The sequence below is a fragment of the Moorella thermoacetica genome, assembly GCF_001267405.1.
Classification (GTDB): Bacteria; Bacillota; DSM-521; order Neomoorellales; family Neomoorellaceae; genus Neomoorella; species Neomoorella thermoacetica.
In genome coordinates this window covers 1,113,344-1,140,290 of record NZ_CP012369.1, presented here as the reverse complement: position 1 = coordinate 1,140,290, position 26,947 = coordinate 1,113,344, and the positions used below count along the sequence as shown (strand labels likewise).

The following is a 26,947-nucleotide window of genomic DNA, read 5'->3' as shown; positions in this document are numbered from 1 at the left end:
CCTTGAACGGCCGTACCCAGATATTTCAGGACATTATTTCCGCCATCCTGAGGGGAGAGGCCAATGGTGTATTGAAATCAATCAATGCAGGGCTGCAGATGGGAATGAGTGCTGACGAGATCCTGGAAGAGGCCATGATACCGGCAACCATCCAGACCCTGGACAAATACCAGGGAGCTGATTTCTACATCCCCGATGTAATCAACGCCTCCCACGCCATTGAGGCCGGACTGTTCGCCTTAAAACCTTACACCAAAAAAAGCCTCCAGAAGCGAAAGAAAATCGTTATCGGTACTGTGGAGGGGGATATTCACGACATCGGGAAAAACCTGGTGGCCCTGTCCCTGGGTTATGCCGGGTTTGAGGTCGTCGACCTTGGTGTGAATGTCTCGCCAGCGGAATTTGTCAGGGCGGTAGAGCAGCACCGCCCGGAGATTCTGGCAATGTCGGCACTACTGACCACAACCATGGGCGAAATGGCCAGGGTAATCAAGGCCCTGGAGAAGCATCACCTGCGCAAGAGCGTCAGGGTGCTGGTGGGGGGAGGGCCTGTGACGAAGGAGTTTGCTGAGTCCATCGGGGCGGACGCCTACGGCAGCTCGGCCCGTGAGGCCATCAGTATCGCCCAATCCCTGGTGAGGCGGTGCAGTGACCGCGAAAGGGATTATGCCTGTTGAAAGGGTAAGAACGACTGCCCGGGCGATGTTCACCCGGGCAGTGTTATATTCAGACCAATGGAGAGAAATTCTTTCTCCTATACTCGTTAGGACTCAAGCCGGTAATTTTTTTAAAAACCTTGCAGAAATAACTGCGCTCTTTAAAACCCGTCTGTATAGCTACCGACTCAATGGTCTGTTCGGTTTGCCTGAGCAAGAGCTTCGCCTGCTCGATCCTCACCTTGTTAATGTGCTCGGTGAGGGAATAGCCCATCTTTTTTTTGAACAGTTGCCCCAGATATGCCGGGCTCAGGTAGCTGGCTCTGGCAATTTCTTTAACAGAGAGGCTCTCCGAACTATAGTTTTTCTGGATATATTCGACAACTCTGTCGATTATGCCCTCTCCCTCGCTGGAATTCCTTTCCGCAATCAACTCGATAAAGGCGTTTCCCACCGCCAGAAGCCAGAGGACAGCCTTTTCTACGGTGTCAGCCTCGTCTATCTCCCTCAGCTTCAGATCGCTTAAGTGGATTACTTCCCCGAACTTTACTCCGTATTCGGTCGACGTACGGATAAGGAAGCTCAGGAGTTCCAGGCTGCGCCCCTTGATAACTTCCAATTGCCCCTTGCTCTGGATAAAAATCTGCAGGACGAGCTGCTCTAGCAGCTTTTTTGCCTTATCGATATCTGATCTCCTGATCTCCATAAAGATCTGGTTCCCTATCTTGCTCAGGTCCTGCTCTGTGTTGCCCCCGGCGGTCTGGCTCCCGACATCCTTCTGTTTCTTGTTTTCCGTCCATATCCAGGAACCGACTCTTCGCAATTTTTGCTGGAAGTCAAAGATCTCTCCCTCGCTCTTTGCTACGTAACTGGTAATGATAAAGACCAGATCGGCCGCGGCCTGGATCTCTACCGACGACACCGACTTAACCCTGTCTACGGATTGTAACAAAATGTTGGGGTCCTGCTCTATCTCAGACGCCAGTTCCCTGATCCAGTGATGACAGAATTCGGCGGGCTGCCACATCATTACCTAGCCGCAAATAAAATTCCCGATGTGCTTGCCCCTGTAGAAAAAGGGGCAGACCCATGAGATAAGGCCGGCATGGCATTTGAAAATATAAGGCTCTTTCCATTTGAGGGCTTGCTCCCCGGCCCAGGCATAAGAACTCCGGCAACGGGCCATTCCGGTAGGACTCGATTTGACCAGCTGGCAGAACTCGCAATCACCCTGCTCGGAGGAGAGTATGCAATTTCCTTCCAAATCTGTTATGGCGGAAAACATCCTCGTAGCATAAGAAAAAGAGTTTAACAACCTCTGGAAAAGCTCCTTTTCCATCTTCTTTTTTATTTGGAGGTCTTCCATTCTTTCGCTCAAACTTAGCGCCAGCATTATAACCCGCCCTCCTCACGACCGGCAATGATTTACGAATCTCCTCATTTCGGGATTCCTCTTCCCGTCAACCCGCCCGGAAATCGCCGGGCGGCGCAAGGCGGAGTGATGACAGAAGGATCCCTATTTTGAGTTTACAACGGGAACAATTAACAGGTAAGTGCACAAATTTTTTTCATTGTGTACTAATTAATGTTTTCGGTGTATATTTTTTGTATCCTTCTCGCTAGCGTGCATAAAAATTGCTTATGACGGATCACTGTAAGGGCAGGATTGTTGTTTTGTGAGTGCTTTCCTAAATAAATAAAAATTATTTCGTTTTAAGGCTAATTGTTTTATAATATAGGCCGAAAGGCCTAAAACGAGGTTGAATTTTTATAACTTTTTGGGCATCAAGTAAAGAACAAAATTCAGGTTTAAAAATTTGTTTGCCGAGTTAAAGTTCAACAAAATTTAAAAGCAGGATTTTAAGGATGGTAGCAGGAAAAATAAACTTTGTGTAGAAGTTCACTAATGTAATCAGAAAAATGAACGTCCATTTTTCCGAACAATAGACCTGACCGGCAATCTTCGTGATCAGAGATTAAGAATGGAGTTGATGTACAGGTGAAACTGGCTATTTCCGGAAAGGGCGGTGTCGGCAAAACAACTATTGCCGCCGGTTTGATTAAATACTTTGCCGGGCAGGGATACCAGGTCTATGCCGTTGACGCTGACCCCGATACTAGTCTTGGTATGGTCCTTGGCCTCCCCGAAGAAAGGCTGGGTACCCTAAAGCCAATAGTCGACATGCGTCAAATCATTGCCGAACGTACAGGAGGGGAGGGGGCTTTCTTTGCTTTAAACCCGGAGGTCGATAGTCTGCTAGAGGATTTCACCATAAAAAACGATAATATCCTCTTCCTGAAAATGGGGGCTATTAAACCAGGGGGTTCTACCTGTTATTGCCGGGAAAATACTGTTTTAAATGCCATGATCAACTCTCTCCTCCTGAAACGCCGGGAAATGGTTGTCCTGGATATGGGGGCAGGTATCGAACACCTTACCCGGGGAACGGCCCGCGGTGTAGATACCATGCTCATCGTTACCGAACCCACGCTGGTAAGCATCCAGACTGCCCGGGTTATCCAAAAACTGGCGTCCGAACTGGGGATTGAACAAATAAAATTTATAGGTAATAAACTGCGCCACCACAGGGATGAAGAATTCATCCTCAACCACTTGCCGTCAGGTGAGGTCATCGGCCTTATTCCCTTTCAGCCGGCAATCCTTGACCAGGCAGCCGGGATTACCAGTACACAGTCCTTTATTGCTACAGGTATTACTGAACTGGCTTCCCGATTAATAGAGAATTAAACCAGATTACCGGGGTATACGGCGGGGGGAACCGGAGTTCTCTCCGGAAAAAAATGGGTAATAACACCTGTTAACCCAACGGGTGTAGGATTAAATGTACCAAGGAGGTAAGCAGTATGCCCAGGTTCCGCGATCTCTCCCATAATTGTAGGCCCTCAGAGGCACCACGGGTCATGGAACCCAAAAACAGGGACCGCACCGTAGATCCGGCGGTCCTGGAAATGCTGGTTAAAAGTAAGGATGACAAAGTCATCACCGCTTTTGACCGCTTCGTCGCCCAGCAACCCCAGTGTAAAATCGGGTATGAAGGTATTTGCTGCCGTTTCTGCATGGCCGGTCCCTGCCGTATCAAGGCAACCGATGGCCCTGGCAGCCGTGGTATTTGCGGCGCTTCTGCCTGGACCATTGTCGCCCGTAATGTAGGTTTAATGATCCTTACCGGTGCCGCCGCCCACTGCGAACACGGCAACCATATAGCCCATGCCCTGGTAGAAATGGCCGAAGGTAAAGCTCCTGATTATAGCGTCAAGGACGAGGCCAAGCTCAAAGAAGTCTGCCGACGGGTGGGTATTGAGGTAGAAGGCAAAAGCGTTTTGGAACTGGCCCAGGAGGTAGGCGAGAAGGCCCTGGAAGACTTCCGCCGCTTGAAGGGTGAAGGTGAAGCCACCTGGCTGATGACCACTATTAATGAGGGCCGGAAAGAAAAGTTCCGTACCCACAATGTTGTTCCCTTTGGTATTCATGCCTCTATTTCCGAGCTGGTCAATCAGGCCCATATGGGTATGGATAACGACCCTGTTAACCTGGTCTTCAGCGCCATCAGGGTAGCCCTGGCTGACTATACGGGTGAACATATAGCTACTGATTTCTCCGACATTCTCTTCGGTACTCCCCAACCGGTGGTCAGCGAAGCCAACATGGGGGTCCTGGATCCGGATCAAGTCAACTTCGTCCTCCATGGCCATAATCCCTTGTTGAGTGAGATTATTGTCCAGGCGGCGCGGGAGATGGAAGGAGAGGCCAAGGCCGCCGGTGCCAAAGGCATCAACCTGGTGGGTATCTGCTGCACCGGTAACGAAGTCCTGATGCGCCAGGGTATCCCCTTGGTTACTTCCTTCGCCTCCCAGGAACTGGCCATCTGCACCGGAGCTATTGACGCCATGTGCGTCGACGTCCAGTGTATTATGCTTTCCATCAGCGCCGTAGCCGAGTGTTATCATACCCGGATCATCACTACTGCCGATAACGCCAAGATTCCCGGTGCCTACCATATCGACTATCAAACGGCTACGGCTATCGAAAGCGCGAAAACCGCCATCCGCATGGCCATCGAGGCATTCAAGGAAAGAAAAGAAAGTAACCGTCCGGTTTACATCCCCCAGATTAAGAACCGGGTAGTCGCCGGCTGGAGCCTTGAAGCCCTGACCAAACTCCTGGCTACCCAGAATGCTCAAAATCCCATCCGGGTACTCAACCAGGCCATCCTGGACGGTGAACTGGCTGGCGTAGCCTTAATCTGCGGGTGTAACAACCTCAAAGGGTTCCAGGATAACTCCCACCTGACGGTAATGAAAGAACTGCTGAAAAATAATGTCTTTGTGGTGGCTACGGGTTGCTCCGCCCAGGCCGCCGGAAAGCTTGGCCTCCTGGATCCGGCCAATGTGGAAACCTACTGCGGCGATGGTCTCAAGGGCTTCCTGAAACGCCTGGGTGAAGGCGCCAACATCGAAATCGGCCTGCCGCCTGTGTTCCACATGGGTTCCTGTGTGGATAACTCCCGGGCCGTCGACCTCTTGATGGCCATGGCCAACGATCTGGGCGTAGATACCCCGAAGGTGCCCTTCGTAGCCTCGGCCCCGGAAGCCATGAGCGGTAAGGCTGCCGCCATCGGCACCTGGTGGGTATCCCTCGGCGTACCGACCCATGTCGGCACCATGCCCCCGGTAGAAGGTAGCGACCTCATTTATAGTATTCTAACCCAGATAGCCAGCGACGTTTATGGTGGTTACTTCATCTTCGAAATGGATCCCCAGGTAGCTGCCCGGAAGATCCTTGACGCCCTGGAATACCGCACCTGGAAGCTGGGCGTACACAAAGAGGTAGCTGAACGTTATGAAACCAAACTCTGCCAGGGTTACTAGAGGATGAGGAGGGTCAGTTAATGACTGATTTTGATAAAATCTTCGAGGGTGCTATTCCAGAAGGTAAAGAGCCGGTAGCCCTGTTCCGGGAGGTTTACCACGGCGCCATTACAGCTACCAGTTACGCGGAAATCCTTTTAAACCAGGCCATCCGGACCTATGGTCCCGACCATCCCGTCGGTTATCCTGATACAGCCTATTACCTGCCGGTTATTCGCTGTTTCAGCGGGGAAGAGGTCAAAAAACTGGGGGATTTACCACCTATTTTAAACCGCAAGCGAGCGCAGGTAAGCCCTGTCCTGAATTTCGAGAATGCCCGCCTGGCCGGGGAAGCCACCTGGTATGCGGCCGAGATCATTGAAGCCCTGCGTTACCTTAAATATAAGCCTGATGAACCCCTCCTGCCCCCACCCTGGACGGGTTTCATCGGCGACCCGGTTGTCCGCCGTTTCGGTATCAAGATGGTCGACTGGACCATTCCGGGTGAAGCTATTATCCTGGGTCGAGCCAAAGACTCGAAGGCCCTGGCCAAAATCGTCAAGGAACTCATGGGTATGGGCTTTATGCTCTTCATCTGTGATGAAGCGGTAGAACAGCTGCTGGAAGAAAACGTCAAACTGGGGATTGACTATATCGCCTATCCCCTGGGGAACTTCACCCAGATTGTTCATGCCGCCAACTATGCCCTGCGGGCTGGTATGATGTTCGGTGGCGTTACCCCGGGTGCCCGTGAAGAACAGCGCGATTACCAGCGCCGCCGTATCCGCGCCTTTGTCCTTTATCTCGGCGAGCATGACATGGTCAAGACGGCTGCCGCCTTCGGGGCCATCTTTACCGGCTTTCCGGTAATCACCGACCAGCCCCTACCGGAGGACAAACAGATCCCGGATTGGTTCTTCAGCGTTGAGGACTATGATAAAATAGTCCAGATAGCCATGGAGACCCGTGGGATCAAGCTCACCAAGATCAAGTTGGATCTGCCCATTAACTTTGGCCCTGCCTTTGAGGGCGAGAGTATCCGTAAGGGCGATATGTACGTAGAAATGGGCGGCAACCGGACGCCGGCCTTTGAGCTGGTATGCACCGTTTCGGAATCCGAGATCACTGATGGTAAGATTGAAGTCATAGGTCCTGATATTGACCAGATACCGGAAGGGAGCAAACTGCCCCTGGGCATTCTGGTGGACATCTATGGCCGTAAAATGCAGGCCGATTTTGAAGGAGTCCTCGAACGGCGCATCCACGACTTCATCAACTACGGTGAAGGTCTCTGGCACACCGGCCAGCGTAACATCAACTGGTTGCGGGTCAGCAAAGATGCCGTAGCCAAGGGTTTCCGTTTCAAGAACTACGGTGAAATCCTGGTAGCCAAAATGAAAGAAGAATTCCCCGCCATTGTGGACCGGGTCCAGGTAACCATTTTTACCGATGAAGCCAAGGTCAAAGAATATATGGAGGTCGCCCGGGAGAAATACAAGGAACGTGACGACCGCATGCGCGGCCTTACCGATGAAACAGTGGATACCTTTTACTCCTGCGTCCTCTGCCAGTCCTTTGCCCCCAACCATGTGTGTATTGTCACCCCGGAACGGGTGGGCCTGTGTGGAGCCGTAAGCTGGCTGGACGCCAAGGCGTCCTATGAAATCAACCATGCCGGTCCTAACCAGCCCATCCCTAAAGAAGGGGAAATTGATCCCATTAAGGGTATCTGGAAGAGTGTAAATGACTATCTCTATACAGCTTCCAACCGTAACCTGGAACAGGTCTGCCTGTACACCCTTATGGAGAATCCCATGACCTCCTGCGGTTGCTTTGAGGCCATTATGGCCATCCTGCCGGAGTGCAACGGCATCATGATTACCACCAGGGATCACGCCGGCATGACTCCTTCGGGGATGACCTTCTCTACCCTGGCCGGGATGATCGGCGGTGGCACCCAGACCCCGGGCTTTATGGGCATCGGCCGCACCTATATCGTCAGCAAAAAGTTTATTTCCGCCGATGGTGGTATCGCCCGGATCGTCTGGATGCCCAAATCTCTGAAGGATTTCCTCCACGACGACTTTGTACGTCGTAGTGTTGAGGAGGGCCTGGGAGAGGACTTTATCGATAAAATAGCTGATGAGACCATCGGTACCACCGTGGATGAAATCTTGCCCTACTTGGAGGAAAAGGGACACCCGGCCTTGACCATAGATCCCATTATGTGAGAGCCTGCACCCGGTTCCGGGGCTATCCCGGGGATTGGCCCCGGAACCGAGCTGAATTAATCATGAAAGAAAGGAGTCAACAAATATGCCTTTGACGGGACTGGAGATTTACAAGCAGCTACCCAAAAAGAATTGTGGCGAGTGCGGGACACCCACCTGTCTGGCCTTCGCCATGAACCTGGCCTCCGGAAAGGCCAGCCTTGATTCCTGTCCGTATGTTTCAGATGCCGCCCGGGAGGCCCTGGACGCGGCCGCGGCACCACCCATTGCCAAGGTAGTCCTGGGCGCCGGGCCGACTGCCGTAGAAATGGGGGATGAGACGGAACTCTTCCGCCATGATAAACGTTTTTACCATGAAACCGCCATTGCCATCCAGGTTAGCGACAACTTGAGCAGTGAAGAACTGAAGGCTAAAGTCGAAGCTATAAATGGCCTGAACTTCGACCGGGTGGGCCAGCACTACACCATCCAGGCCATAGCCATCCGCCATGATGCCGATGACCCTGCTGCTTTCAAGGCAGCGGTAGCCAGTGTAGCCGCCGCTACCCAGTTAAACCTTGTCCTTATGGCCGATGATCCTGACGTATTAAAGGAAGCCCTAGCAGGAGTAGCCGACCGCAAGCCCCTCTTATATGCCGCCACCGGCGCTAATTACGAAGCCATGACCGCCCTGGCCAAAGAAAACAACTGCCCCCTGGCCGTCTATGGTAACGGTCTGGAGGAACTGGCCGAACTGGTAGATAAAATCGTTGCCCTGGGCCACAAGCAGTTGGTCCTCGATCCCGGTGCCAGGGAGACCTCCAGGGCCATCGCGGATTTCACCCAGATCCGCCGCCTGGCCATTAAGAAACGTTTCCGTTCCTTCGGTTATCCCATTATCGCCCTTACTACTGCTGCCAATCCATTAGACGAGGTACTCCAGGCAGTTAACTATGTGACCAAGTATGCTAGCTTGGTGGTTTTACGCACCGATGCCAAAGAACACCTGCTCCCCCTCTTGTCCTGGCGCCAGAACCTCTACACCGACCCCCAGGTTCCCATCAGGGTAGAGGAGAAACTGAATGAAATCGGTGCCGTCAACGAGAATTCGCCGGTCTACGTAACCACCAACTTCTCCCTGACCTATTACTCCGTCGAGGGCGAGATCGAGAGCACCAAGATCCCCAGTTACCTGCTCTCGGTGGATACCGACGGACTGTCAGTCTTGACGGCCTATGCCGATGGTAAATTTGAAGCCGAGAAAATCGCCGCCGTTATGAAAAAGGTGGACCTGGACAATAAGGTTAAACGCCACCGGATCATTATTCCCGGGGCTGTCGCCGTCCTGAAGGGCAAACTGGAAGACTTAACTGGATGGGAAGTTATCGTTGGCCCCAGGGAAGCCAGCGGCATCGTGGCCTTTGCCCGGGCCAACCTGGCTTCATAGGATAAACGGGAGGGGATGCCTGTGGATCAGTTTGCTGTCACCTTTTTACCTGATAATATCACCGTCCGGGTGGCGGCTGGTACCAGCATTATGGAGGCGGCCAACCAGGCCGGCCTGCCCCTGAAAAGCACCTGCGGCGGGGCCGGCACCTGTGGTCGCTGTGCCATCAAGGTCCAGGAGGGGAAAGTTGAGGTCAGGGGAGGCCATCTTCCGGCCCGTTTAAGGGAAGAGGGCTATTCCCTGGCGTGCCAGACCATGGTTATGGGAGATGCTATAATAGCCATCCCACCGGAATCCCGCCTGGGCCGGCACCAGGTATTACTGCAGGATAAAGGACGCCTGCAGGACAGCCTGACTGATCTACTGGGCAGTTATCCCCTTGACCCGGCGTGTAGCGTTGCCTCCCTGGTCTTGCCGGAACCGACGCTGACTGAAAACACCAGTGATGCCAGCCGCCTGCTGGCCACCCTGCGCAAGGAAAAGGGCCTGGAGGGGCAACTCGACCTGGTCTTCTTGCAGGAGTTACCGGATAGCCTGCGCCAGGCCAACTGGCAAGTAGATGTTACCCTGGCCGCGGGAAGTAATCGTCTTATCCGGATCACCCCCCTGGGGGAAACAAGAGCCTTCGGCTTGGCTATTGACCTGGGTACAACCACGGTAGTGGTATCCCTGCTGGACCTGCGCAGTGGCGAACGGGTGATGCGCAAGGGCAGTTATAACCGCCAGGCAGTTTATGGTGATGACGTTATCTCCCGGATTATTCACGCCACCAGTAATGAGGGGGGCCTGGAGGAATTACGCCAGGCGGCCCTGGCTACCATTAACGATTTAATAACAGCGGTCCTGACTTCCGGGGGAATTGATCCGGCAGAGGTAACGGCAGCAACTATAGCCGGCAATACCACCATGACTCACCTGTTGCTGGGAATAAACCCCAGGTACCTCCGCCTGCAGCCCTATATACCGGCAGCAGCCGAATTGCCGGTACTGAAGGCCGCCGAGGTGGGGTTAAAGATTAATCCGCTGGCTCCGGTCCAAATCTTCCCGGCGGTAGCCAGCTATGTAGGCGGGGACATCGTCTCCGGCGCCCTCTTTACCCGGATTGCCAGTAGTGAAGAATTGACCCTCTTCATTGACATCGGCACCAACGGGGAAATGGTCCTGGGCAACAGCGACTGGCTGATCTCCTGTGCCTGTTCGGCCGGGCCGGCTTTTGAGGGCAGCGGCATTACCTGCGGTATGCGGGCCATGGAAGGAGCAATCGAAGGGGTGAGCATCGACCCGGATACCCTGGAAGTCGAGTTGGAGGTAATCGGCGGTGGTCGCCCGTCCGGGATATGTGGTAGCGGTTTAATTGACTGCCTGGCAAAGCTCCGGCGCGCGGGTATTATTGACCGCACCGGCAACTTCCAGGAAGTAGCCACCCCACGGCTGCGTACCACTGACGAAGGCCCGGAATTTGTCCTGGCCTGGGCTACCCAGAGCAGTACCCAGCGGGATATTGTCCTGACCGCCGCCGACATTAAAAACCTTATTCGTTCCAAGGGAGCCGTTTTCGCCGGCATCCAGAGCCTGCTCAAAACAGTCTCCCTTGAAATAGACGCCATCGAAAGGATCATCATCGCCGGTGGGTTCGGCAATTACCTCCATATCCCCAATGCCGTAGAGATCGGCCTGTTACCCGACCTACCGCCGGAGAAATATATTTTTGCCGGCAATACTTCCCTGAAGGGAGCCGAGCTGGCCCTCCTTTCCCAGCCGGCCTGGCAGGAAACCCTGGAACTGGCCCGCAGGATGACCTACCTGGAGCTTTCAGCCGGCAACCTCTTCATGGAAGAGTTTGTATCGGCCCTGTTCCTGCCCCATACCAGGCTGGAACTCTTCCCATCCGTGGGGAATGGGTCCGGCGACGAAAGGAGGTCGGGTTAATGGCCCGTCATATTGCCATAGCCGGTAAGGGGGGGACAGGTAAGACCACCTTTGCCGCCCTGATGATCCGCTACTTGATTGAGGGGCAAAAGGGCAGCATCCTGGCCGTCGATGCCGATCCTAACGCCAATTTAAATGAAGCCCTGGGTGTCCAGATAGACACAGTCATTGCTGATATTCTGGATGCCACCAAGAATCCAAAATCCATACCCGAGGGCATGAGCAAGGAGATATTCGTCCAGTACCAGCTGGCCCAGGCCCTGGTAGAAACGAAAGACTTCGACCTGCTAACTATGGGCCGGCCCCAGGGACCAGGATGTTATTGCTACCCCAATGATCTTTTACGGAAACACCTGGAAACCCTGAGCGATAATTATGACTACATGATTATCGATAGCGAGGCCGGCCTGGAGCACATCAGCCGGCGGATTATCCAAAATGTGAGCGATCTATTCGTTATCAGTGATGCCTCAGCCCGGGGTATCCGTTCCGCCGGCAGGGTAAGGGAATTGGTTCAGGAATTACAGTTGCCAATCAATAACCTGTACCTGATAGTTACCAAAACTACTGGCGATATTGCCCCCCTTCAGGAGGAGATCGAAAGGACAGGAATACCCTTAACGGGAGTTATCCCCTACGATGAGCAAATAGTAGATTATGATATTCACAGTAAACCCCTTTTTGATCTGCCGGCAACTTCCGTATCGGTTCAAGCAGTAAAAGCTATCCTGGCCCGATGCCAGTTTTAAGTTGAAAGGAGTGTTTTAAAATGGCCGTCCAGATTTTACGTGATCGTAGCCGAGCTGCCGTCCAGAAAGTTGTCCTGGGCGCCACCAAAGACCAGGGGGGTACCCGCAGCCATACCATCGTCGTCGGTGGCGATGCTGCCCTGCCTTTCCACCATTTCGAAGGAGAGATTGTCAACAGGCCGGTAATCGGTATGGAAGTGCAGGATATCGTACCCGACTGGCCCGACGTTCTCAAAGATCCCTTCACCGATGTTATTAATGAACCAGGGCGCTGGGCCCAAAAGTGCGTAGCCGAGTATGGTGCTGACCTTATCTACCTGAAACTTGACGGGGCCGACCCCGAAGGCGCCAACCATTCTGTGGACCAGTGCGTAGCTACTGTTAAAGAGGTCCTGCAGGCCGTGGGGGTACCCCTGGTAGTGGTAGGTTGCGGCGATGTGGAAAAGGACCATGAGGTCCTGGAAGCAGTAGCCGAGGCTGCTGCCGGCGAGAATCTCCTCCTGGGTAACGCTGAACAGGAAAACTATAAATCCCTAACGGCAGCCTGCATGGTCCACAAGCATAATATCATCGCCCGTTCGCCCCTGGATATTAACATTTGTAAACAACTCAACATCCTGATCAATGAAATGAACCTGCCCCTGGATCATATCGTCATCGACCCGTCCATCGGCGGCCTGGGTTATGGTATTGAATACTCCTTCTCGATTATGGAACGCATCCGTCTGGGGGCCCTGCAGGGAGATAAGATGCTCTCCATGCCGGTCATCTGCACCGTAGGCTATGAGGCCTGGCGCGCCAAGGAAGCCTCGGCACCGGTGAGCGAATACCCGGGCTGGGGTAAGGAAACCGAGCGTGGCATCCTCTGGGAAGCCGTTACCGCCACTGCCCTGCTCCAGGCCGGCGCCCACATCCTCCTCATGCGCCATCCGGAAGCCGTAGCCAGGGTGAAGGAGAATATCGACCAGTTAATGGTGAGCAACGCCTATTAAACCTGGTTAATGGGCCTACATGAAAGGTTTGTGCTGGCATTTGTTGCTAGCGACCTGGACGAGGGACAAAACGGCCCCGGGCAAAGCAGGGGAGCCTTTCATGGAAGGCATGTGCCCCCTCGATGAACGGAAAAAGTGAGTTGTGGAAGCCGGGGATATATCCCGGAGCCGCGAAGAAGCGTAGTAACAGGATAAGTGAGACAACCGCTGCCGTTGCCGGGGACGCCAGATGGTACCTGTAAAGGGAACAACGCGATTTCATAACAGGAATAAGGGCAATCTGCAGGCGGCTACAGCGGTCCGGACCGAGCCGTAGTGCTGCGGGCGTGCAACTTCTGAGCAAAAGGATATATCCCCGCCCGTCCAGAAAATACCAAATTCTAAAAGAACGTTATTTCAAAGGAGGCAATCCCATGCTCATTATCGGTGAACGGATTAACGGTATGTTCGGCGACATCAAACGGGCCATCCAGGAACGGGACCCGGCCCCGGTACAGGAGTGGGCCCGGCGCCAGGAGGAAGGCGGCGCCCGCGCCCTGGACCTGAACGTGGGCCCGGCCGTCCAGGACAAGGTCAGCGCCATGGAGTGGCTGGTCGAGGTCACCCAGGAGGTCAGCAACCTGACCCTGTGTCTGGATTCCACCAATATCAAAGCCATCGAAGCCGGGCTGAAAAAATGTAAAAACCGGGCCATGATCAACTCCACCAATGCCGAGCGAGAAAAGGTAGAAAAGCTCTTCCCCCTGGCCGTCGAACATGGTGCCGCCCTTATAGGCCTGACCATGAATAAAACTGGTATTCCCAAGGATAGCGATACCCGCCTGGCCTTTGCCATGGAGTTGGTAGCCGCTGCCGATGAGTTCGGGCTGCCCATGGAGGATTTGTACATTGATCCCCTGATTCTTCCTGCCAATGTAGCCCAGGACCATGCTCCGGAAGTCCTGAAAACTCTCCAGCAGATCAAGATGCTGGCCGATCCGGCTCCCAAGACAGTCCTGGGTTTAAGTAATGTCTCCCAGAACTGCCAGAATCGGCCCTTGATTAACCGGACCTTCCTTGCCATAGCCATGGCCTGCGGCCTTGATGCCGCCATCGCCGACGCTTGCGACGAAGCCCTCATCGAAACGGCAGCCACGGCAGAGATCTTGCTCAACCAAACCGTTTACTGCGATTCTTTTGTCAAGATGTTTAAAACCAGGTAGGAATTTTTCATAGTAACGTCGAAATGTAATTAAAGCATTGTTAAAAGATTACTACTTCAAAATCTCCAGCGCCAGCAGCAATACGTAAATGCCCCCAGGGAATACCGTGACGGCAGGTGCCAGCGGATTGCTGTACGCTGGTGCCTGCTTTTTTAGCGCCGAAAGGAGGAAGGGGATTGGCTGAACAACAGGTTGTACCTTCCCAGCAACTTGTGGCTCCGGTGGCCAGACTATCGGGACAACCTGTCAATCGCTGTTACCAGTGCCACAAATGCACAGGCGGTTGTCCCGTTACTGCGGTCATGGACCTGATGCCCCATCAGGTGGTACGTTATGTCCAGCTGGGGTTGGAGGAAGAACTCTTAAAAAGCAAAACCATCTGGCAATGTGCCGCCTGCCGGACCTGTATTTCCCGCTGTCCTAACGGCATTGATATTGCCGCTATCAACGATGCCCTAAAGCAACGGGCCCTGGCCCGGGGAATTCAGCCGGCCCTACCGGAAGTTGCTGCCTTCCACCAGGCCTTCCTGGCTTCGTTAAAAAGTAGGGGCCGGGTCCATGAACTGGGAATGATGATTGCCTTTAAACTGAAAACTGGAACTTACTTCCAGGATGTCCCCCTGGGACTGAAGATGTTCCAGCACCGCAAACTGCGGCTTCTGCCCGAAGGGATCAAAAACCGGCAGCGTTTCCGGGCCCTACTCCAGGGTGAAAAGGGGTGGCGGGAATGAGGTTGAGTTATTACCCCGGCTGTTCCCTGCATTCCACGGCGGCCGAATTCTCCGTTTCTACCGAGGCCCTCTTTCAGGCCCTGGGGATTGAATTACGGGAACTGGATGACTGGTGTTGCTGTGGGGCCACTTCTGGTCACTCCCTCAGCAATTTCTTGAGCCATGCCCTGCCCCTGCACAACCTGGTACTGGCCGAGGCTACCGGTGACGATCTGCTGGTTCCCTGCGCCGCCTGTTACAATTCCCTGAAAAACGCCCAGGCTTTTATGGCCGGCGGCAGCCAGGAGGCTCAAGAACTTAACCGGCAGGTCGCTCAAGCCCTGGGCCGGGAATACAGGGGTGAGGTTCGGGTACGCCACGTCATTGAGGTTCTGGCCGATCCCCGGGTCGAAAACTTGATCAAAGATCGCCTGAAAAAGAGCCTGGCCGGTATGCCCCTGGCTTCCTATTACGGTTGTCTCTTGACCCGGCCGCCTAAAGTAGCCAGTTTTGAATCTAATCCTGAACAGCCCCAGCTAATGGACCGCCTTTTGCGACTGGCCGGGGCTATGCCGGTGTCCTGGAGCCATAAAAATGAATGCTGCGGGGCCAGCCTGGCCATTCCCCAACCGCAAATCGTCGAAGGGCTGGTCGGTAAAATCGTAGCCGCTGCCCGCCGGGCCGGGGCTGTAGCCATAGTTACGGCCTGTCCTCTCTGCCAGACCAACCTGGACAGCCGCCAGCCAGCCGGAGGGGATTTCTTGCCCGTTTTCTTTATTACAGAAATCATAGGCCTGGCCCTGGGTCTAAATGCTACACCCTGGTTAAGAAAGCACCTGATCGATCCCCTGCCCCTTTTGCACCAGCAGGGATTACTGGCAGCCTCTTAGCGGAAAGGTTGTGAGAAAATATGAGTGCAAAGAAGGAAACTACTCCGGCCGTCGGTGCTGTCCTGGTTCTTGGTGGTGGTATCGCCGGCATGCAGTCGGCCCTTGACCTGGCCAACGCCGGTTACCTGGTGCACATGGTCACGGAGAGTTCTTCCATCGGCGGCCACATGGCCCAGCTGGATAAAACCTTTCCCACCAATGAATGTGCCATGTGCCTGCTGGGGCCACGGATGACAGATACCTCCAACCACCCCAACATCCGCTTGCATACCTGCGCTACCCTGGAGAAGGTGGAGGGGGAAAAGGGTAATTTTACTGTCCAGATTCGGGAAAAGCCCCGCTATGTCAATATCCAGGAGTGTACGGCCTGCGGCGACTGCGAGCAGGCCTGCCCGGTATCTATTCCCAACGAGTATAACCAGGAAATGGGTACCCGCAAGGCCATTCACAAGATGTTCCCCCAGGCCGTTCCCAATAAGTACCTGATTACCAAACGGGGGACGCCGCCCTGCCGCAGCACCTGCCCTGCCGGCACCAATGTCCAGGGGTATGTGGCTTTAATCTCCCAGGGTAAATTTGCCGAGGCCCTGGAGGTCGTCCACCGGCGTATGCCCTTCGCCGGCATTTGCGGCCGCATTTGCCATCACCCCTGTGAAACGGAATGTAACCGCGGGCGGTATGACGACCCCATTGCCATCGCCACCCTGAAGCGGGCGGCCTATGACTATGGCTGGGAAGCCGAGGCCTCCCGGGAGAAGGAGCGAAGACCGGAACTGCCATCCAGGAAAGAAAAGGTGGCCATTATCGGCGCCGGCCCGGCGGGCTTGACTGCCGCCCAGGACCTGGCCCTGGCCGGTTACCAGGTAACTATCTACGACGCCTTGAACCAGCCCGGTGGCATGCTCCGGGGCGGCATACCCCGCTACCGCCTGCCCATGGAGGTAGTCGACCGGGAAACGCAGCGCATCCTCAACCTGGGAATCAAGTTTGTCCCCAATACCGTTGTTGGTAAAGATATCAATTTGAAAGACCTGCAAAAGGAATATAACGCCGTTATTATTGCCGTCGGCCTGCAGCAGAGCCGGATGCTCAAACTGGACGGCTCCGAACTAGAGGGCATTTTACCGGGCGTTAATTTTCTGCGGGAAGCGGCCCTGGGCGGCCGTCCGGAGGTAGGGGAGAAGGTCGTCGTCATTGGCGGCGGCAATGTGGCCATTGACGTGGCCCGTACCGCCCGGCGCCTGGGTGCCAGGGAAGTCCACCTGGCCTGCCTGGAGTCCCGGGAGGAAATGCCGGCCCACCCCTGGGAGGTTGAAGAAGCCCTGGAAGAGGGTATTATTCTCCATCCCTCCTGGGGTCCCAAACGCTTCCTGGGAGCCAAGGGGCGGGTGACGGGCATCGAACTGATGCAGTGCACCCGGGTTTTTGACGAAGAGCACCGCTTTAACCCCCAGTATAATCCGGAGGTAACCCAAACCCTAACGGCTGATACAATTATCATGGCCATCGGCCAGGCGGCCGATCTCTCCCTTCTGGGGGAAAAGAGCCCGGTTGCCACCAACCGCGGTCTCATCAAAGCTGATCCCCTGACCCTGGCCACCAGTGTGCCCGGAGTATTTGCCTGCGGTGATATTGTTCGGGGCCCAGCATCGGTGGTCGAGGCGGTAGCCAGTGGCCACGAGGCAGCGGAATCGGTAAAACGCTACCTTCAAGGGGAAGACCTGGCCACCGGCCGTTCCCTGGAGAAGGAACCCCACCTGGACCCGCCCCCCAATGTGGTGCCCTTCCCTGGCCGGCGCCAGGCCCAGGCCATGGCCCCGGTAGAAGAGCGCGTTAAGGATTTCCGGGAGGTCTACCAGGGCTTTACCCCCGAGGAGGCCATAGCCGAAGCCAAACGCTGCCTGAACTGTGGTATTTGTTCCGAGTGTCTCCAATGCGAAGCCGTCTGTAAAAAGAAGGCCATTGAGCACTGGCAACAGGAAAAGGTTACGAAATTAAAAGTAGGGTCTATTGTCCTGGCGCCCGGGTTCGAACTCTTTGATGCCACCCTGGCAGGTGAGTATGGCTACGGCTATTACGCTAATGTCTTGACCAGCCTGGAGTTCGAGCGTCTCCTGAGCGCCACCGGTCCTACAGAGAGCCATGTATTACGGCCCTCCGACCAGCGACCGCCGAAAAAGGTGGCCTTTATCCAGTGCGTCGGCTCCCGGGACTGCGAGCGGGAGGGGAGCCCCTATTGTTCAGCCATCTGTTGCATGTACTCCACCAAGGAGGCCCTCATCGCCAGGGAACACGACGCCAATATCGAGCCGACTATCTTTTACCTGGATATCCGTGCCTATGGGAAAAACTTTGACCGTTATGTTGAATCTGCCAAGGCCGGGGGTGTCCGTTATGTCCGGGCCATGATCTCCAGGGTCGAAGAGGATCCCCAGACCAAAAACCTGATCATCCAATATTACACAGACGGCAGGGTGCAACGGGAGGAGTTCGACCTGGTTGTCCTGGCCGTGGGGGTAAAACCGCCCATCGACGCCGAAAAAATTGCCGCCGCTACCGGTATTGAGTTAAACCCCTACGGCTTTGCTAAAACCCAACCCTTCGAACCTGTGGCTACCACCCGCGATGGCATCTATGTCGCCGGTGTCTTCCAGGGACCGCGTGATATTCCGGAGACGGTAGTCAATGCCAGCGCGGCCGCTGCCTGCGCCGGTGCTGCCATGGCTCCCGGCCGCAACACCATGATTACCCCCAAGGAATACCCGCCGGAAAGGGATGTCAGCCGCGAAGAGCCGCGGGTAGGTGTATTTATCTGCCACTGTGGTATTAATATTGCTGGTGTGGTCGATGTCAAGGCCGTGGTCGAGGCTGCTGCCAAACTCCCCGGTGTGGTTCATGCAGAAGACAACCTATATACCTGCTCCCAGGACACCCTGAAGAAGATCAAGGATGCCATCCAGGAGTACCGGTTAAACCGGGTAGTGGTGGCCTCCTGTACCATCCGCACCCACCAGCCCCTCTTCAGGGAAGCCCTCAGGGAAGCCGGGCTGAACCAGTTTTACTTCGAAATGGCCAATATTCGCGACCAGTGCTCCTGGGTACACCGTAATGAACCGGCCAATGCTACCTTAAAGGCTATCGACCTGGTCCGCATGGCCGTGGCCAAGGTCAAACGCCACGAAGCCCTGCACCTGCAGCCGGTACCGGTAATCCAGAAGGCCCTGATTATTGGTGGCGGGGTCGCCGGGCTGACGGCAGCCCTGAATGTCGCCGAACAGGGTTTTGAAGCCTATATAGTTGAACGGGAAGCCGAACTCGGCGGCCAGGTACGCAATTTGCGAACCACCCTGGAGGGTGAAGACTTGCAGGCCTTGCTGCGGGATCTGATTACCAGAGTTCAGGCCAACCCCCGCATCCAGGTCTTTACCCGGGCCCGCATCGAGGACTTTGGCGGTCACCAGGGCCACTTTACGACGACCATTTCCCTCGGCGAACCGGGCCGGGAACACGTCCGCCGCACCCAGACCCTGGAGCACGGCGTAGTTATCGTAGCTACCGGGAGCCAGGAGATCAAGACCGACGCCTATCTCCTGGGCCAGGACGAGCGGGTAATAACCAACACCCGGCTGGAACAGGCCCTGGCCGATGGTCATTGGGATCAGGAAAAGAACAAGCAGGTAGTCTTTATCCAGTGCGTCGGTTCCCGGGATCAGGAGCATCCTTACTGCAGCCGGACCTGCTGTGCCCAGACCATCAAGAACGCCCTGGCAATTAAGAGACGTAACCCCGAGGCCCAGGTCTACGTCCTGTACCGGGATATTCGCACCTATGCCTTTATGGAGGATTACTACCGCCAGGCCAGGGAGGCAGGGGTCCTATTTATAGCCTATGATCCCGGAGACCCGCCCCGGGTACGGCAGCGGGAGATCGGCCTCCTGGAGGTCATGGTCAAGGATCCTGACTCCGGGAAAGAGCTTGTCCTGTGGCCCGACCAGCTGGTCCTGGCGACCGGAGCAGTGGCCCCGGACGGGGTGGAGGAACTGGCTTCCCTGTTGAAGCTCCCGCTGAATGAGGATAGGTTCTACGTGGAAACCCATGCCAAACTGGCGCCAATAGACTTCCCGACGGCCGGGATTTTCCTCTGTGGTGCCGGCCACGCCCCCAAACTGGCCGCCGAGGCCATAGCCCAGGCCGAAGGCGCAGTGGCCCGGGCCTGTACCATCCTGGCCAGGGAAAACCTCATGGTCGGCGGGGTGGTAGCCGTTGTCGATGAGAATAAATGCGCTGCCTGCCTGACGTGCGTCCGGGTCTGCCCCTTCAATGTACCCCGGATCAATGAGCGCAACGTCGCCGAAATTAATGCCGTCCAGTGCATGGGCTGCGGCACCTGCGCCGGTGAGTGCCCGGCCAAAGCCATCCAGTTGCAATTTTATAAAGATGACCAGCTGCTGGCCAAGGTAGCCGGCCTCTTCGGGGAGGTGTAGGAAATGGCCGACTTCGAGCCCAAAATCGTCGCCTTTTGTTGTTTCTACTGCGCCTATTCGGCCGCCGACCTGGCCGGGTCCATGCGTCTCCAATACCCGGCCAATATCCGGGTAATTGAGATGCCCTGTTCCGGTAAGACCGATATCCGGGTTTTACTGGAAGCCTTTGAAGACGGGGCTGACGGGGTCTACGTCCTGGGTTGCATGGAAGGTGACTGCCACTTCTTAAAGGGCAACTTCCGAGCCAAGCGACGTGTACGGCAGGCCAAGAAAATTCTGGACGAAATTGGTATCGGCGGCGAACGCCTGGAGATGTATAACCTCTCGGCGGCCATGGGACCACGCTTTGCCGAGATTGCCCGGGAGTTTACCGACCGCATCCGGAAACTAGGTCCCAGCCCGGTGAAATTAAAGCCCGGAGCAGCAACAGAAAAAACCCCCAGCCAAAAGGTCAACCCTTAAAGAAAGCAGGTGAATATGGATGATTATCGCCGAAGGCAAACCCCTGGTCGAAGTGGCCGGCTTGATTAAAGATGCTAAAAAGGTCCTGGTGGTTGGCTGTGGCGGCTGCGTGACCGTCTGCCTGGCCGGCGGGGAAAAGGAGACTGGTATTCTGGCCGCCGAATTGCGGTTGCTGCGTAAAAAAGAAGGCAACCCCCTGGAAACAGTTGAAGTCACCCTGACCCGCCAGTGCGACCCCGAATACGTGGATATGCTCAACAAATACGTTACCGACGATGTCGATGCTATTGTCTCCCTGGCCTGCGGTGTGGGTGTCCAGTTCCTAGCGGAGCGTTACAACAAATGGGTGGTGCCGGCCCTGAACACCAAATTTGCCGGCGGCACCGTAGCCCATGGGGTATGGGAAGAACGCTGCGGCCTCTGCGGTGAGTGTATCCTTTATAAAACCGGGGGTATTTGCCCCATTATCCGCTGCTCCAAGAGCATTTTAAACGGTCCCTGCGGCGGTTCCCAGGGTGGCAAATGCGAGGTCAACCCGGAAACCCCCTGCGCCTGGCAGCTTATCTACGACCGGATGCAGGCCCTGGGAAAACTGGATCTCCTCATGGAAATCCAGCCGCCCAAGGACTGGTCCAAATCCCGGGATGGCGGGCCGCGGAAAGTTGTACGAGAGGATGTGACAATCGATGGTTGAAAGCAAGATGGCGAAAATCCTCTCCCAGGGGCAATTTCTGGTCAGCGGTGAGATTGGACCGCCGAAGCACGCCGATCCTACAGAGATCAAGAAGCACGCCGCTCTCCTCAAGGACTACGTTGATGCCATGAACCTGACGGACAACCAGACGGCCATCGTCCGCCTGTCGAGTATCGCCGCTGGGGTCCACGTCCTCCAGGCCGGGGGCGAACCCATTATCCAGATGACGGTTCGGGACCGCAACCGTATCGCCCTCCAGAGTGATCTCCTGGGTGCCTACAGCCTGGGGATGCGGAACGTCCTCTGCCTGTCCGGCGACCATCAATCTTTTGGTAACCATCCGACGGCGAAAAACGTCCATGACGTGGATTCCCTCCAGCTGATCCGGATCGTGAAGGACCTCCGGGATGAGAAAAAATTCGCCTGCGGTGAAGAGATTAAGGGCCAGGAACCCCGCTTCTTCATCGGCGCCGCCGCCAACCCCTTTGCCGACCCCTTTGAGTTCCGGGTCATGCGCCTGGAGAAGAAGATCAATGCCGGCGCCGACTTTATTCAAACCCAGTGCATTTTTGATATGGAGCGTTTTGAACGCTTTATGGCCCTGGTCCGGGAGCGCGGCCTGCATAAAAGAGCCAAAATTATTGCCGGCGTCATGCCCCTGAAATCCGCCCGGGCCGCCAAATATATGCAACAATCGGTGGCCGGGATGATTGTCCCCGACGAAATCGTCAACCGCATGGAAAAAGCCTCCGACCCCAAGGCCGAAGGGGTGGCCATCTGTGTGGAACAGATTAAACACCTGCAGTCCATCGAGGGTGTAGCCGGCGTCCATATCATGGCCGTCATGTGGGAAGATATCATCCCCACCATCGTCAAGGAAGCCGGCCTGTATCCCCGTCCCAAGGTAGAGTAGTTAACGACCCCCGGGTTAACCCCGGGGATTTTTTTAAGGTTCTTATTCCCAGCCTGGCCGCATAAACTGATAGGAGGAACAGCTGCCAGGAGGTGGATTGGATTGCGCAGTCAAAGATTGGAAAATGAAGTCCTGCAGCGTGTCGATGAGCTGGTCCAGTGTGCCATCTCCATCAGTCTAAAAGACGAATCGGCCCGGGAAGAACAATTAAACCGGGGGATTACCCTGGTAAAGGAAATGGGAGATTTGCTCCTGGAGGTCCTGGAAGGAAGGGAGGAGCACCTCCAGGCTCTCCTCGAGCAATTGATCGCCCAGCGTCTGCCTGATCGCCGGGTCTTGCAAAGCTTTGGTAACTTCCCCCGGGATATCCAGCAGATGATCAGTAACGGCATCGCCAGTTACCTGGCCTCCCGGCAGGAAAAGAAAGGCCAGGGGAACACCGCCGCCGAAGCTGGCAACGATGGAGTCGTACCGGTAGAATCAACCCCGGCGGGAACAGACCTCACCGCCAGGGACGAACCAGTTTGCGAGGAAATAGAGTCGGGCCAGGAGGAACCGGGGAGAAAAGCAGACCCTGAGGCAATCCCGGTTGCGGTCCAGGAAAGAGTGGGCCAGGAAGCCACGGGAGTGTCTACCCCAGGGGCCGCCGCCACCCTCCCGGAAACAACGCCGGTACCCCCACAACCCCCGGAACCGGCAGGCAAAGAAGGCAACGAGGACCCAACATCAGGAATCGCTACTGCACCGGGTTCGGAAGAGGATATTCAGGAGACCAGGGTTGTTACCGCCGCCGCTACCGAAGCACTATACCTGGCTCTCCTCCAAGCCTATCCGGGCGAAGAGATCGTCAGGGATTACGAAACGCGGGGGGGCAAAATAACCTTCTATCTGCCCGGGCGTCAGCTGGGTTTTGAGCTCGATACCTGGCATCACGACTGGCGCCATGATTTTTATTGCCGCCAGGAAGGCATAAGCATCCGCCGGGTTGCCGGGGACGAACTGGCCAATCCGGCTTACCTGGCCCGGCGCCTGCGCCGCGAAGCCATCTGGCGCCAATCTTCTTAAATTTTATATTGACATCCCCGACCGGCCGATGCTAAAATTAAAGCAATAATTAAGCTGGATTAAAGGCAATGATGGGAAGAAGTAGGCAGTTTTCCTGCTGATAGCGAACCGGGGAGGGTGGAAGCCCGGGAGCAGGCCTGCCGAAGGCCACCCCGGAGCCGCCGCCGAAAAGGGTTTACCCTTAAGGTAGGACGCTGGCCCCGTTAAAGGCCAGGCGCAAGGAAGCGCCCTTAAGCAGGGTCGTACGACCAATGAGGGTGGTACCGCGGGAAGAACCTCTCGTCCCTTGGAGTGGGGCGAGGGGTTTTTTATATGGCACAGGAGGATTCGTTAATGCGTAAAAAGATCCTTGATCTCCTTGAAAACAACGGCCGGCTAACCGCTAAAGAAATCGCCATTATGCTGGCCCTGCCGGTAGACCAGGTAGCGAAGGAAATTGCCGCCATGGAGCAAGAAAAGATTATTCTGCGCTATCATACCCTGATTAACTGGGAGAAGGCCGGCGAAGAAGAGGTAGCAGCGCTGATTGACGTCAAGGTTATACCCCAGCGGGATCTGGGCTTCGACGAGATTGCCAGCCGCATCTATCGTTATCCGGAGGTAAAGTCGGTTTTCCTCATGTCAGGGGGGTATGATCTCTCGGTCCTAGTCCAGGGTAAGAGCCTCAAAGAAGTAGCTTCCTTTGTTTCCCAAAAACTGGCAACCCTGGAACACGTCCAGAGTACCATGACCCATTTCATCCTTAAAAGGTATAAACAGGATGGCGTCATTTTTGAAGATCAAGAAGCAGACCGGAGGCAGGCGTTGCAACCATGACCATTGCCCACGGTTTTGAAGCCAGGCGTTTTATCACACCGGTGGTTAGGGATCTGCCGCCTTCAGGAATCCGCCGCTTTTTTGAACTGGTAGCCAGCACCAAGGGCGTAATCTCCCTCGGGGTGGGAGAACCAGATTTCGTCACTCCCTGGCATATCCGGGAGGCCTGCGTCCAATCCCTGGAACGGGGCTATACCATGTACACCTCCAACTACGGCCTGCCCGAACTGCGCCGGGCCATAGCCGATTACCTGGCCTGGCGTTTCGGCTTGACCTATGATCCCATGAAGCAGATTATGGTGACCATTGGTGCCAGTGAAGCAGTCGACCTGGCACTGCGGACGGTATTGAACCCCGGGGATGAAGTCTTGATCCCCGAGCCCTGTTATGTTTCCTACCAGCCCATAACGCAACTGGCGGGGGGTATCCCGGTCCCTATCCCGACGACAATGACTGACGGTTTTGCCCTTACGGCCGCCCGCCTGGAGCACTACATTACCCCCCGGAGTAAAGTCTTGATTCTTTGCTTTCCCAATAACCCGACCGGCGCCGTCCTCAGCCGGGAGGAGATGCAGGCCATTGCCCGGCTGGTTGAAAAGTACAACCTGCTGGTGATCAGCGATGAAATCTATGCAGAATTGCGTTATGAGGGCCAACCGTTATCCTTTGCCTCTCTGCCCGGCATGCAGGAGCGCACCATCCTGGTGAGCGGTTTTTCCAAGGCCTTTGCTATGACCGGATGGCGCATCGGTTATGTAGCGGCTCATCCCGATTTTCTGGCAGCTATGGTTAAAATCCACCAGTATACCATCCTCTGCGCTCCCGTCATGGGTCAGATGGCGGCCCTGGAAGCCCTGCGCCACGGCCGCCAGGACGTGGAGAGGATGGTGGAGCAATACGACCAGCGACGGCGCCTGGTTTACAGCCGGCTGCGGGAGATGGGCCTGGATTGTTTTGAACCCCGGGGGGCCTTTTACATCTTCCCCTCCATAGCTGCCACCGGCCTGGATTCCGTCACTTTCGCCGAAGAGCTTCTTAAGGAAGAAAAGGTGGCCGTAGTACCGGGTACAGCCTTTGGCGCCAGTGGCGAAGGTTTTATCCGCTGTTCCTATGCCGCCTCCCTGGCCGACCTGACAGAAGCCATGAATCGCATGGAACGCTTTGTCGCCCGGCGTCTGGCCTTTAACCAGCGGGCCGTAGCCCAGGCTTAAAAGAAAAAATTATTTCCGGGAGAGGAATTATGATTAAATTACAGTTTTGCGGCGCTGCTGGAACGGTTACCGGTTCCTGTTACCTCCTTGATACCGGCCGCTACCGCTTACTAATTGACTGTGGCCTGTTTCAAGGCTCCAAAGCCATCAAGGAGCGTAACTACGGTCCCTTTCCCTTCAATCCCGGCGCGATCGACGCCCTGATCCTGACCCATGCCCATATCGACCACTGTGGCCTCATACCCAAGCTCTACCTCCAGGGGTTCAAGGGGCCTATCTTCACAACTCCGGTTACCGCCGAGCTGGCCCGGGTCCTTCTACCAGATTGCGGGCATATCCAGGAGATGGAGGTCGAACGCAAAAACCGCAAGAACAAACGCGCCGGCCTGCCTATATTAACACCTATTTATACTGCGGCCCAGGCGGCTGCCTGCCTGGATTTCTTCCGGACCCTGGACTATCGGGAAGAGCAGGAGATCCTGCCCGGTGTCCGCCTGCGTCTCCAGGACGCCGGCCATATCCTGGGCTCGGCTATAGTCGAGCTCTGGGTCAAGGACATGGCTGGTGAAATTAAGATTACCTTTTCCGGTGACCTGGGTAATCCTGGCCAGCCCATCGTCAATGACCCAACTCCTATCGCAAGCACCGATTACCTGGTGATAGAATCCACCTACGGTAATCGCCGTCATAATATCCAGGGAGATAAAATCGAGCTCCTCAAAGAGGTTATCCTGGCGACCATGAAAAAGGGAGGTAACCTGATTATCCCGGCCTTTGCCGTGGAACGTACCCAGGACCTCCTGTACGCCCTGAATGTCATCCTGCAACAGGGTGCCGTCAAGGTAGACAAAATCTACCTGGATAGTCCCCTGGCGGTTGCCGCTACGGAGATCTTTTGCCGCCACCAGGATTACTTTGATGCTGAAACCAAAGATCTAAGCCATAACGGCAGTACTTGCCCCTTTTATTTACCTGGTATGCACCTCAGCCGGACGGCGGAAGAATCCATGGCTATTAATAAAATCCACGGCGGGGCCATTATAATCTCTGCCAGCGGCATGGCCGACGCCGGCCGGATTAAACAACACCACCTGAAGCACAACCTCTGGCGGCCGGAGGCTACCGTTCTCCTGGTTGGTTACCAGGCGGCAGGTACCCTGGGACGGCGCCTGCTGGAAGGGGAGAAACGGGTCCGTATCCACGGCGAGGAAATCGCTGTCCGGGCGGATATTGTCAGTATCGACGGCTTCTCGGCCCACGCCGACCAGGCCGGCCTCCTCAACTGGGTAAAATCCTTCCACCAGCCGCCGCGAAAAGTATTTGTGACCCATGGTGAAAAAGAAGCAGCTGAGGATTTTGCCCGCCTGCTGACTACCGAACTGGGCCTGGCCACGGAAGTGCCGGGATGGCTGGATACCGTCCAGCTACTCCCAATAGCGGCAGAGCTTGCCCCGGCACCGGCAGCTGCCCTCAGAGATACCAGTACAGCTGCAGAGGCAGAGGCTGCCTACCAGCGACTCCTGGTCCAACTCAAGGCGCTGGTGGAGGCCGGTTTTGCCCGCCAGGACTATGCCGGTACCAAACGCAGGCTGGAACAAATAGCGGCCCTGGTAAACCAGGGCCTGGACGAAAAAGCCGGCTAGAAAAC

The 26,947-nt window shown here is 55.5% G+C and carries 21 protein-coding genes and 1 other annotated feature; of the genes, 19 read left to right on the top strand and 2 right to left on the bottom strand.

The genetic code is table 11. From position 1 onward, the window contains the following. Positions 1-2: 2 nt before the first annotated feature. A complete protein-coding gene (locus tag MOTHE_RS05715; protein ID WP_011392720.1) occupies positions 3-677 on the top strand; it encodes a corrinoid protein in 675 nt (224 codons plus the stop codon). 49 nt (positions 678-726) lie between these two features. Here MOTHE_RS05715 and MOTHE_RS05710 read toward each other — a convergent pair whose 3' ends face one another. Further along, on the bottom strand, positions 727-1,686 hold the full coding sequence (locus MOTHE_RS05710; RefSeq protein ID WP_236683292.1) for a helix-turn-helix domain-containing protein: 960 nt from the start codon (positions 1,684-1,686) through the stop codon (positions 727-729). A 3-nt stretch (positions 1,687-1,689) separates the two neighbouring features. Continuing rightward, positions 1,690-1,995, bottom strand: coding sequence for a PocR ligand-binding domain-containing protein (locus MOTHE_RS14240; RefSeq protein WP_259372345.1), 306 nt, complete (start codon positions 1,993-1,995; stop codon positions 1,690-1,692). A gap of 660 nt (positions 1,996-2,655) precedes the next feature. Here MOTHE_RS14240 and MOTHE_RS05705 point away from each other — a divergent pair. The 18 genes from MOTHE_RS05705 (at position 2,656) to MOTHE_RS05620 (ending at position 26,942) form a co-directional block, all read left to right on the top strand. Then, complete coding sequence (locus MOTHE_RS05705) at positions 2,656-3,405, top strand: ATP-binding protein (RefSeq protein WP_011392718.1); 750 nt, start codon at positions 2,656-2,658, stop codon at positions 3,403-3,405. Positions 3,406-3,521: 116 nt separating this feature from the next. Beyond that, on the top strand, positions 3,522-5,546 hold the full coding sequence (cooS, locus tag MOTHE_RS05700) for an anaerobic carbon-monoxide dehydrogenase catalytic subunit (protein ID WP_053094770.1): 2,025 nt from the start codon (positions 3,522-3,524) through the stop codon (positions 5,544-5,546). A 20-nt stretch (positions 5,547-5,566) separates the two neighbouring features. Further along, positions 5,567-7,756: an acetyl-CoA decarbonylase/synthase complex subunit alpha/beta gene (gene acsB, locus MOTHE_RS05695; protein ID WP_053094769.1), complete on the top strand. Its 2,190-nt coding sequence runs from the start codon at positions 5,567-5,569 to the stop codon at positions 7,754-7,756. An 85-nt stretch (positions 7,757-7,841) separates the two neighbouring features. Then, a complete protein-coding gene (acsC, locus tag MOTHE_RS05690; protein ID WP_011392715.1) occupies positions 7,842-9,182 on the top strand; it encodes an acetyl-CoA decarbonylase/synthase complex subunit gamma in 1,341 nt (446 codons plus the stop codon). 21 nt (positions 9,183-9,203) lie between these two features. Then, the gene (locus MOTHE_RS05685) at positions 9,204-11,111 is read left to right on the top strand and encodes an ASKHA domain-containing protein (RefSeq protein ID WP_011392714.1); all 1,908 of its coding nucleotides are present in this window, start codon (positions 9,204-9,206) and stop codon (positions 11,109-11,111) included. After that, positions 11,111-11,860, top strand: a complete 750-nt coding sequence (locus tag MOTHE_RS05680; RefSeq protein ID WP_053094768.1) for a carbon monoxide dehydrogenase accessory protein CooC — start codon at positions 11,111-11,113, stop codon at positions 11,858-11,860. The genes MOTHE_RS05685 and MOTHE_RS05680 overlap by 1 nt, the downstream gene beginning before the upstream one ends. Positions 11,861-11,880: 20 nt before the next feature. Continuing rightward, the gene (gene cdhD, locus MOTHE_RS05675; protein ID WP_011392712.1) at positions 11,881-12,852 is read left to right on the top strand and encodes a CO dehydrogenase/acetyl-CoA synthase subunit delta; all 972 of its coding nucleotides are present in this window, start codon (positions 11,881-11,883) and stop codon (positions 12,850-12,852) included. 413 nt (positions 12,853-13,265) lie between these two features. Beyond that, the gene (locus tag MOTHE_RS05670) at positions 13,266-14,054 is read left to right on the top strand and encodes a methyltetrahydrofolate cobalamin methyltransferase (RefSeq protein ID WP_053094767.1); all 789 of its coding nucleotides are present in this window, start codon (positions 13,266-13,268) and stop codon (positions 14,052-14,054) included. Between the two features lie 176 nt (positions 14,055-14,230). Then, positions 14,231-14,785, top strand: a complete 555-nt coding sequence (locus MOTHE_RS05665; RefSeq protein WP_011392710.1) for a 4Fe-4S dicluster domain-containing protein — start codon at positions 14,231-14,233, stop codon at positions 14,783-14,785. Beyond that, a complete protein-coding gene (hdrB, locus tag MOTHE_RS05660; RefSeq protein ID WP_011392709.1) occupies positions 14,782-15,654 on the top strand; it encodes a methylene tetrahydrofolate reductase subunit B HdrB in 873 nt (290 codons plus the stop codon). The genes MOTHE_RS05665 and hdrB overlap by 4 nt, the downstream gene beginning before the upstream one ends. Before the next feature lie 20 nt (positions 15,655-15,674). Further along, complete coding sequence (locus tag MOTHE_RS05655; protein ID WP_011392708.1) at positions 15,675-20,138, top strand: FAD-dependent oxidoreductase; 4,464 nt, start codon at positions 15,675-15,677, stop codon at positions 20,136-20,138. 3 nt (positions 20,139-20,141) lie between these two features. Then, complete coding sequence (locus MOTHE_RS05650) at positions 20,142-20,600, top strand: hydrogenase iron-sulfur subunit (RefSeq protein ID WP_011392707.1); 459 nt, start codon at positions 20,142-20,144, stop codon at positions 20,598-20,600. Positions 20,601-20,619: 19 nt separating this feature from the next. Then, the gene (locus MOTHE_RS05645; protein ID WP_011392706.1) at positions 20,620-21,294 is read left to right on the top strand and encodes a methylenetetrahydrofolate reductase C-terminal domain-containing protein; all 675 of its coding nucleotides are present in this window, start codon (positions 20,620-20,622) and stop codon (positions 21,292-21,294) included. Next, the gene (locus MOTHE_RS05640; RefSeq protein ID WP_011392705.1) at positions 21,287-22,207 is read left to right on the top strand and encodes a methylenetetrahydrofolate reductase; all 921 of its coding nucleotides are present in this window, start codon (positions 21,287-21,289) and stop codon (positions 22,205-22,207) included. Before MOTHE_RS05645 ends, MOTHE_RS05640 begins: the two co-directional genes overlap by 8 nt. Before the next feature lie 102 nt (positions 22,208-22,309). Further along, positions 22,310-23,272, top strand: a complete 963-nt coding sequence (locus MOTHE_RS05635; protein ID WP_011392704.1) for a hypothetical protein — start codon at positions 22,310-22,312, stop codon at positions 23,270-23,272. Positions 23,273-23,331: 59 nt separating this feature from the next. Then, positions 23,332-23,562, top strand: a binding site (T-box leader). A 43-nt stretch (positions 23,563-23,605) separates the two neighbouring features. Beyond that, the gene (locus tag MOTHE_RS05630; RefSeq protein ID WP_025774673.1) at positions 23,606-24,088 is read left to right on the top strand and encodes an Lrp/AsnC family transcriptional regulator; all 483 of its coding nucleotides are present in this window, start codon (positions 23,606-23,608) and stop codon (positions 24,086-24,088) included. Continuing rightward, on the top strand, positions 24,085-25,299 hold the full coding sequence (locus tag MOTHE_RS05625) for an aminotransferase class I/II-fold pyridoxal phosphate-dependent enzyme (protein WP_011392702.1): 1,215 nt from the start codon (positions 24,085-24,087) through the stop codon (positions 25,297-25,299). Before MOTHE_RS05630 ends, MOTHE_RS05625 begins: the two co-directional genes overlap by 4 nt. A gap of 29 nt (positions 25,300-25,328) precedes the next feature. Then, entirely contained in the window at positions 25,329-26,942 is a 1,614-nt protein-coding gene (locus MOTHE_RS05620) for an MBL fold metallo-hydrolase RNA specificity domain-containing protein (RefSeq protein ID WP_080997182.1), read from the top strand. Positions 26,943-26,947 lie beyond the last annotated feature (5 nt).

Bases quoted from the DNA above. Each gene is read 5' to 3' on its own strand.
- cooS (WP_053094770.1), top strand. From the start codon at position 3,522: ATGCCCAGGTTCCGCGATCTCTCCCATAATTGTAGGCCCTCAGAGGCA.
- MOTHE_RS05640 (WP_011392705.1), top strand. From the start codon at position 21,287: ATGGTTGAAAGCAAGATGGCGAAAATCCTCTCCCAGGGGCAATTTCTG.
- hdrB (WP_011392709.1), top strand. From the start codon at position 14,782: ATGAGGTTGAGTTATTACCCCGGCTGTTCCCTGCATTCCACGGCGGCC.
- MOTHE_RS05650 (WP_011392707.1), top strand. From the start codon at position 20,142: ATGGCCGACTTCGAGCCCAAAATCGTCGCCTTTTGTTGTTTCTACTGC.
- MOTHE_RS05680 (WP_053094768.1), top strand. From the start codon at position 11,111: ATGGCCCGTCATATTGCCATAGCCGGTAAGGGGGGGACAGGTAAGACC.
- acsB (WP_053094769.1), top strand. From the start codon at position 5,567: ATGACTGATTTTGATAAAATCTTCGAGGGTGCTATTCCAGAAGGTAAA.
- MOTHE_RS05625 (WP_011392702.1), top strand. From the start codon at position 24,085: ATGACCATTGCCCACGGTTTTGAAGCCAGGCGTTTTATCACACCGGTG.
- MOTHE_RS05630 (WP_025774673.1), top strand. From the start codon at position 23,606: ATGCGTAAAAAGATCCTTGATCTCCTTGAAAACAACGGCCGGCTAACC.
- cdhD (WP_011392712.1), top strand. From the start codon at position 11,881: ATGGCCGTCCAGATTTTACGTGATCGTAGCCGAGCTGCCGTCCAGAAA.
- MOTHE_RS05655 (WP_011392708.1), top strand. From the start codon at position 15,675: ATGAGTGCAAAGAAGGAAACTACTCCGGCCGTCGGTGCTGTCCTGGTT.
- MOTHE_RS05710 (WP_236683292.1), bottom strand. From the start codon at position 1,686: ATGATGTGGCAGCCCGCCGAATTCTGTCATCACTGGATCAGGGAACTG.
- acsC (WP_011392715.1), top strand. From the start codon at position 7,842: ATGCCTTTGACGGGACTGGAGATTTACAAGCAGCTACCCAAAAAGAAT.
- MOTHE_RS05620 (WP_080997182.1), top strand. From the start codon at position 25,329: ATGATTAAATTACAGTTTTGCGGCGCTGCTGGAACGGTTACCGGTTCC.
- MOTHE_RS14240 (WP_259372345.1), bottom strand. From the start codon at position 1,995: ATGGAAAAGGAGCTTTTCCAGAGGTTGTTAAACTCTTTTTCTTATGCT.
- MOTHE_RS05670 (WP_053094767.1), top strand. From the start codon at position 13,266: ATGCTCATTATCGGTGAACGGATTAACGGTATGTTCGGCGACATCAAA.
- MOTHE_RS05645 (WP_011392706.1), top strand. From the start codon at position 20,620: ATGATTATCGCCGAAGGCAAACCCCTGGTCGAAGTGGCCGGCTTGATT.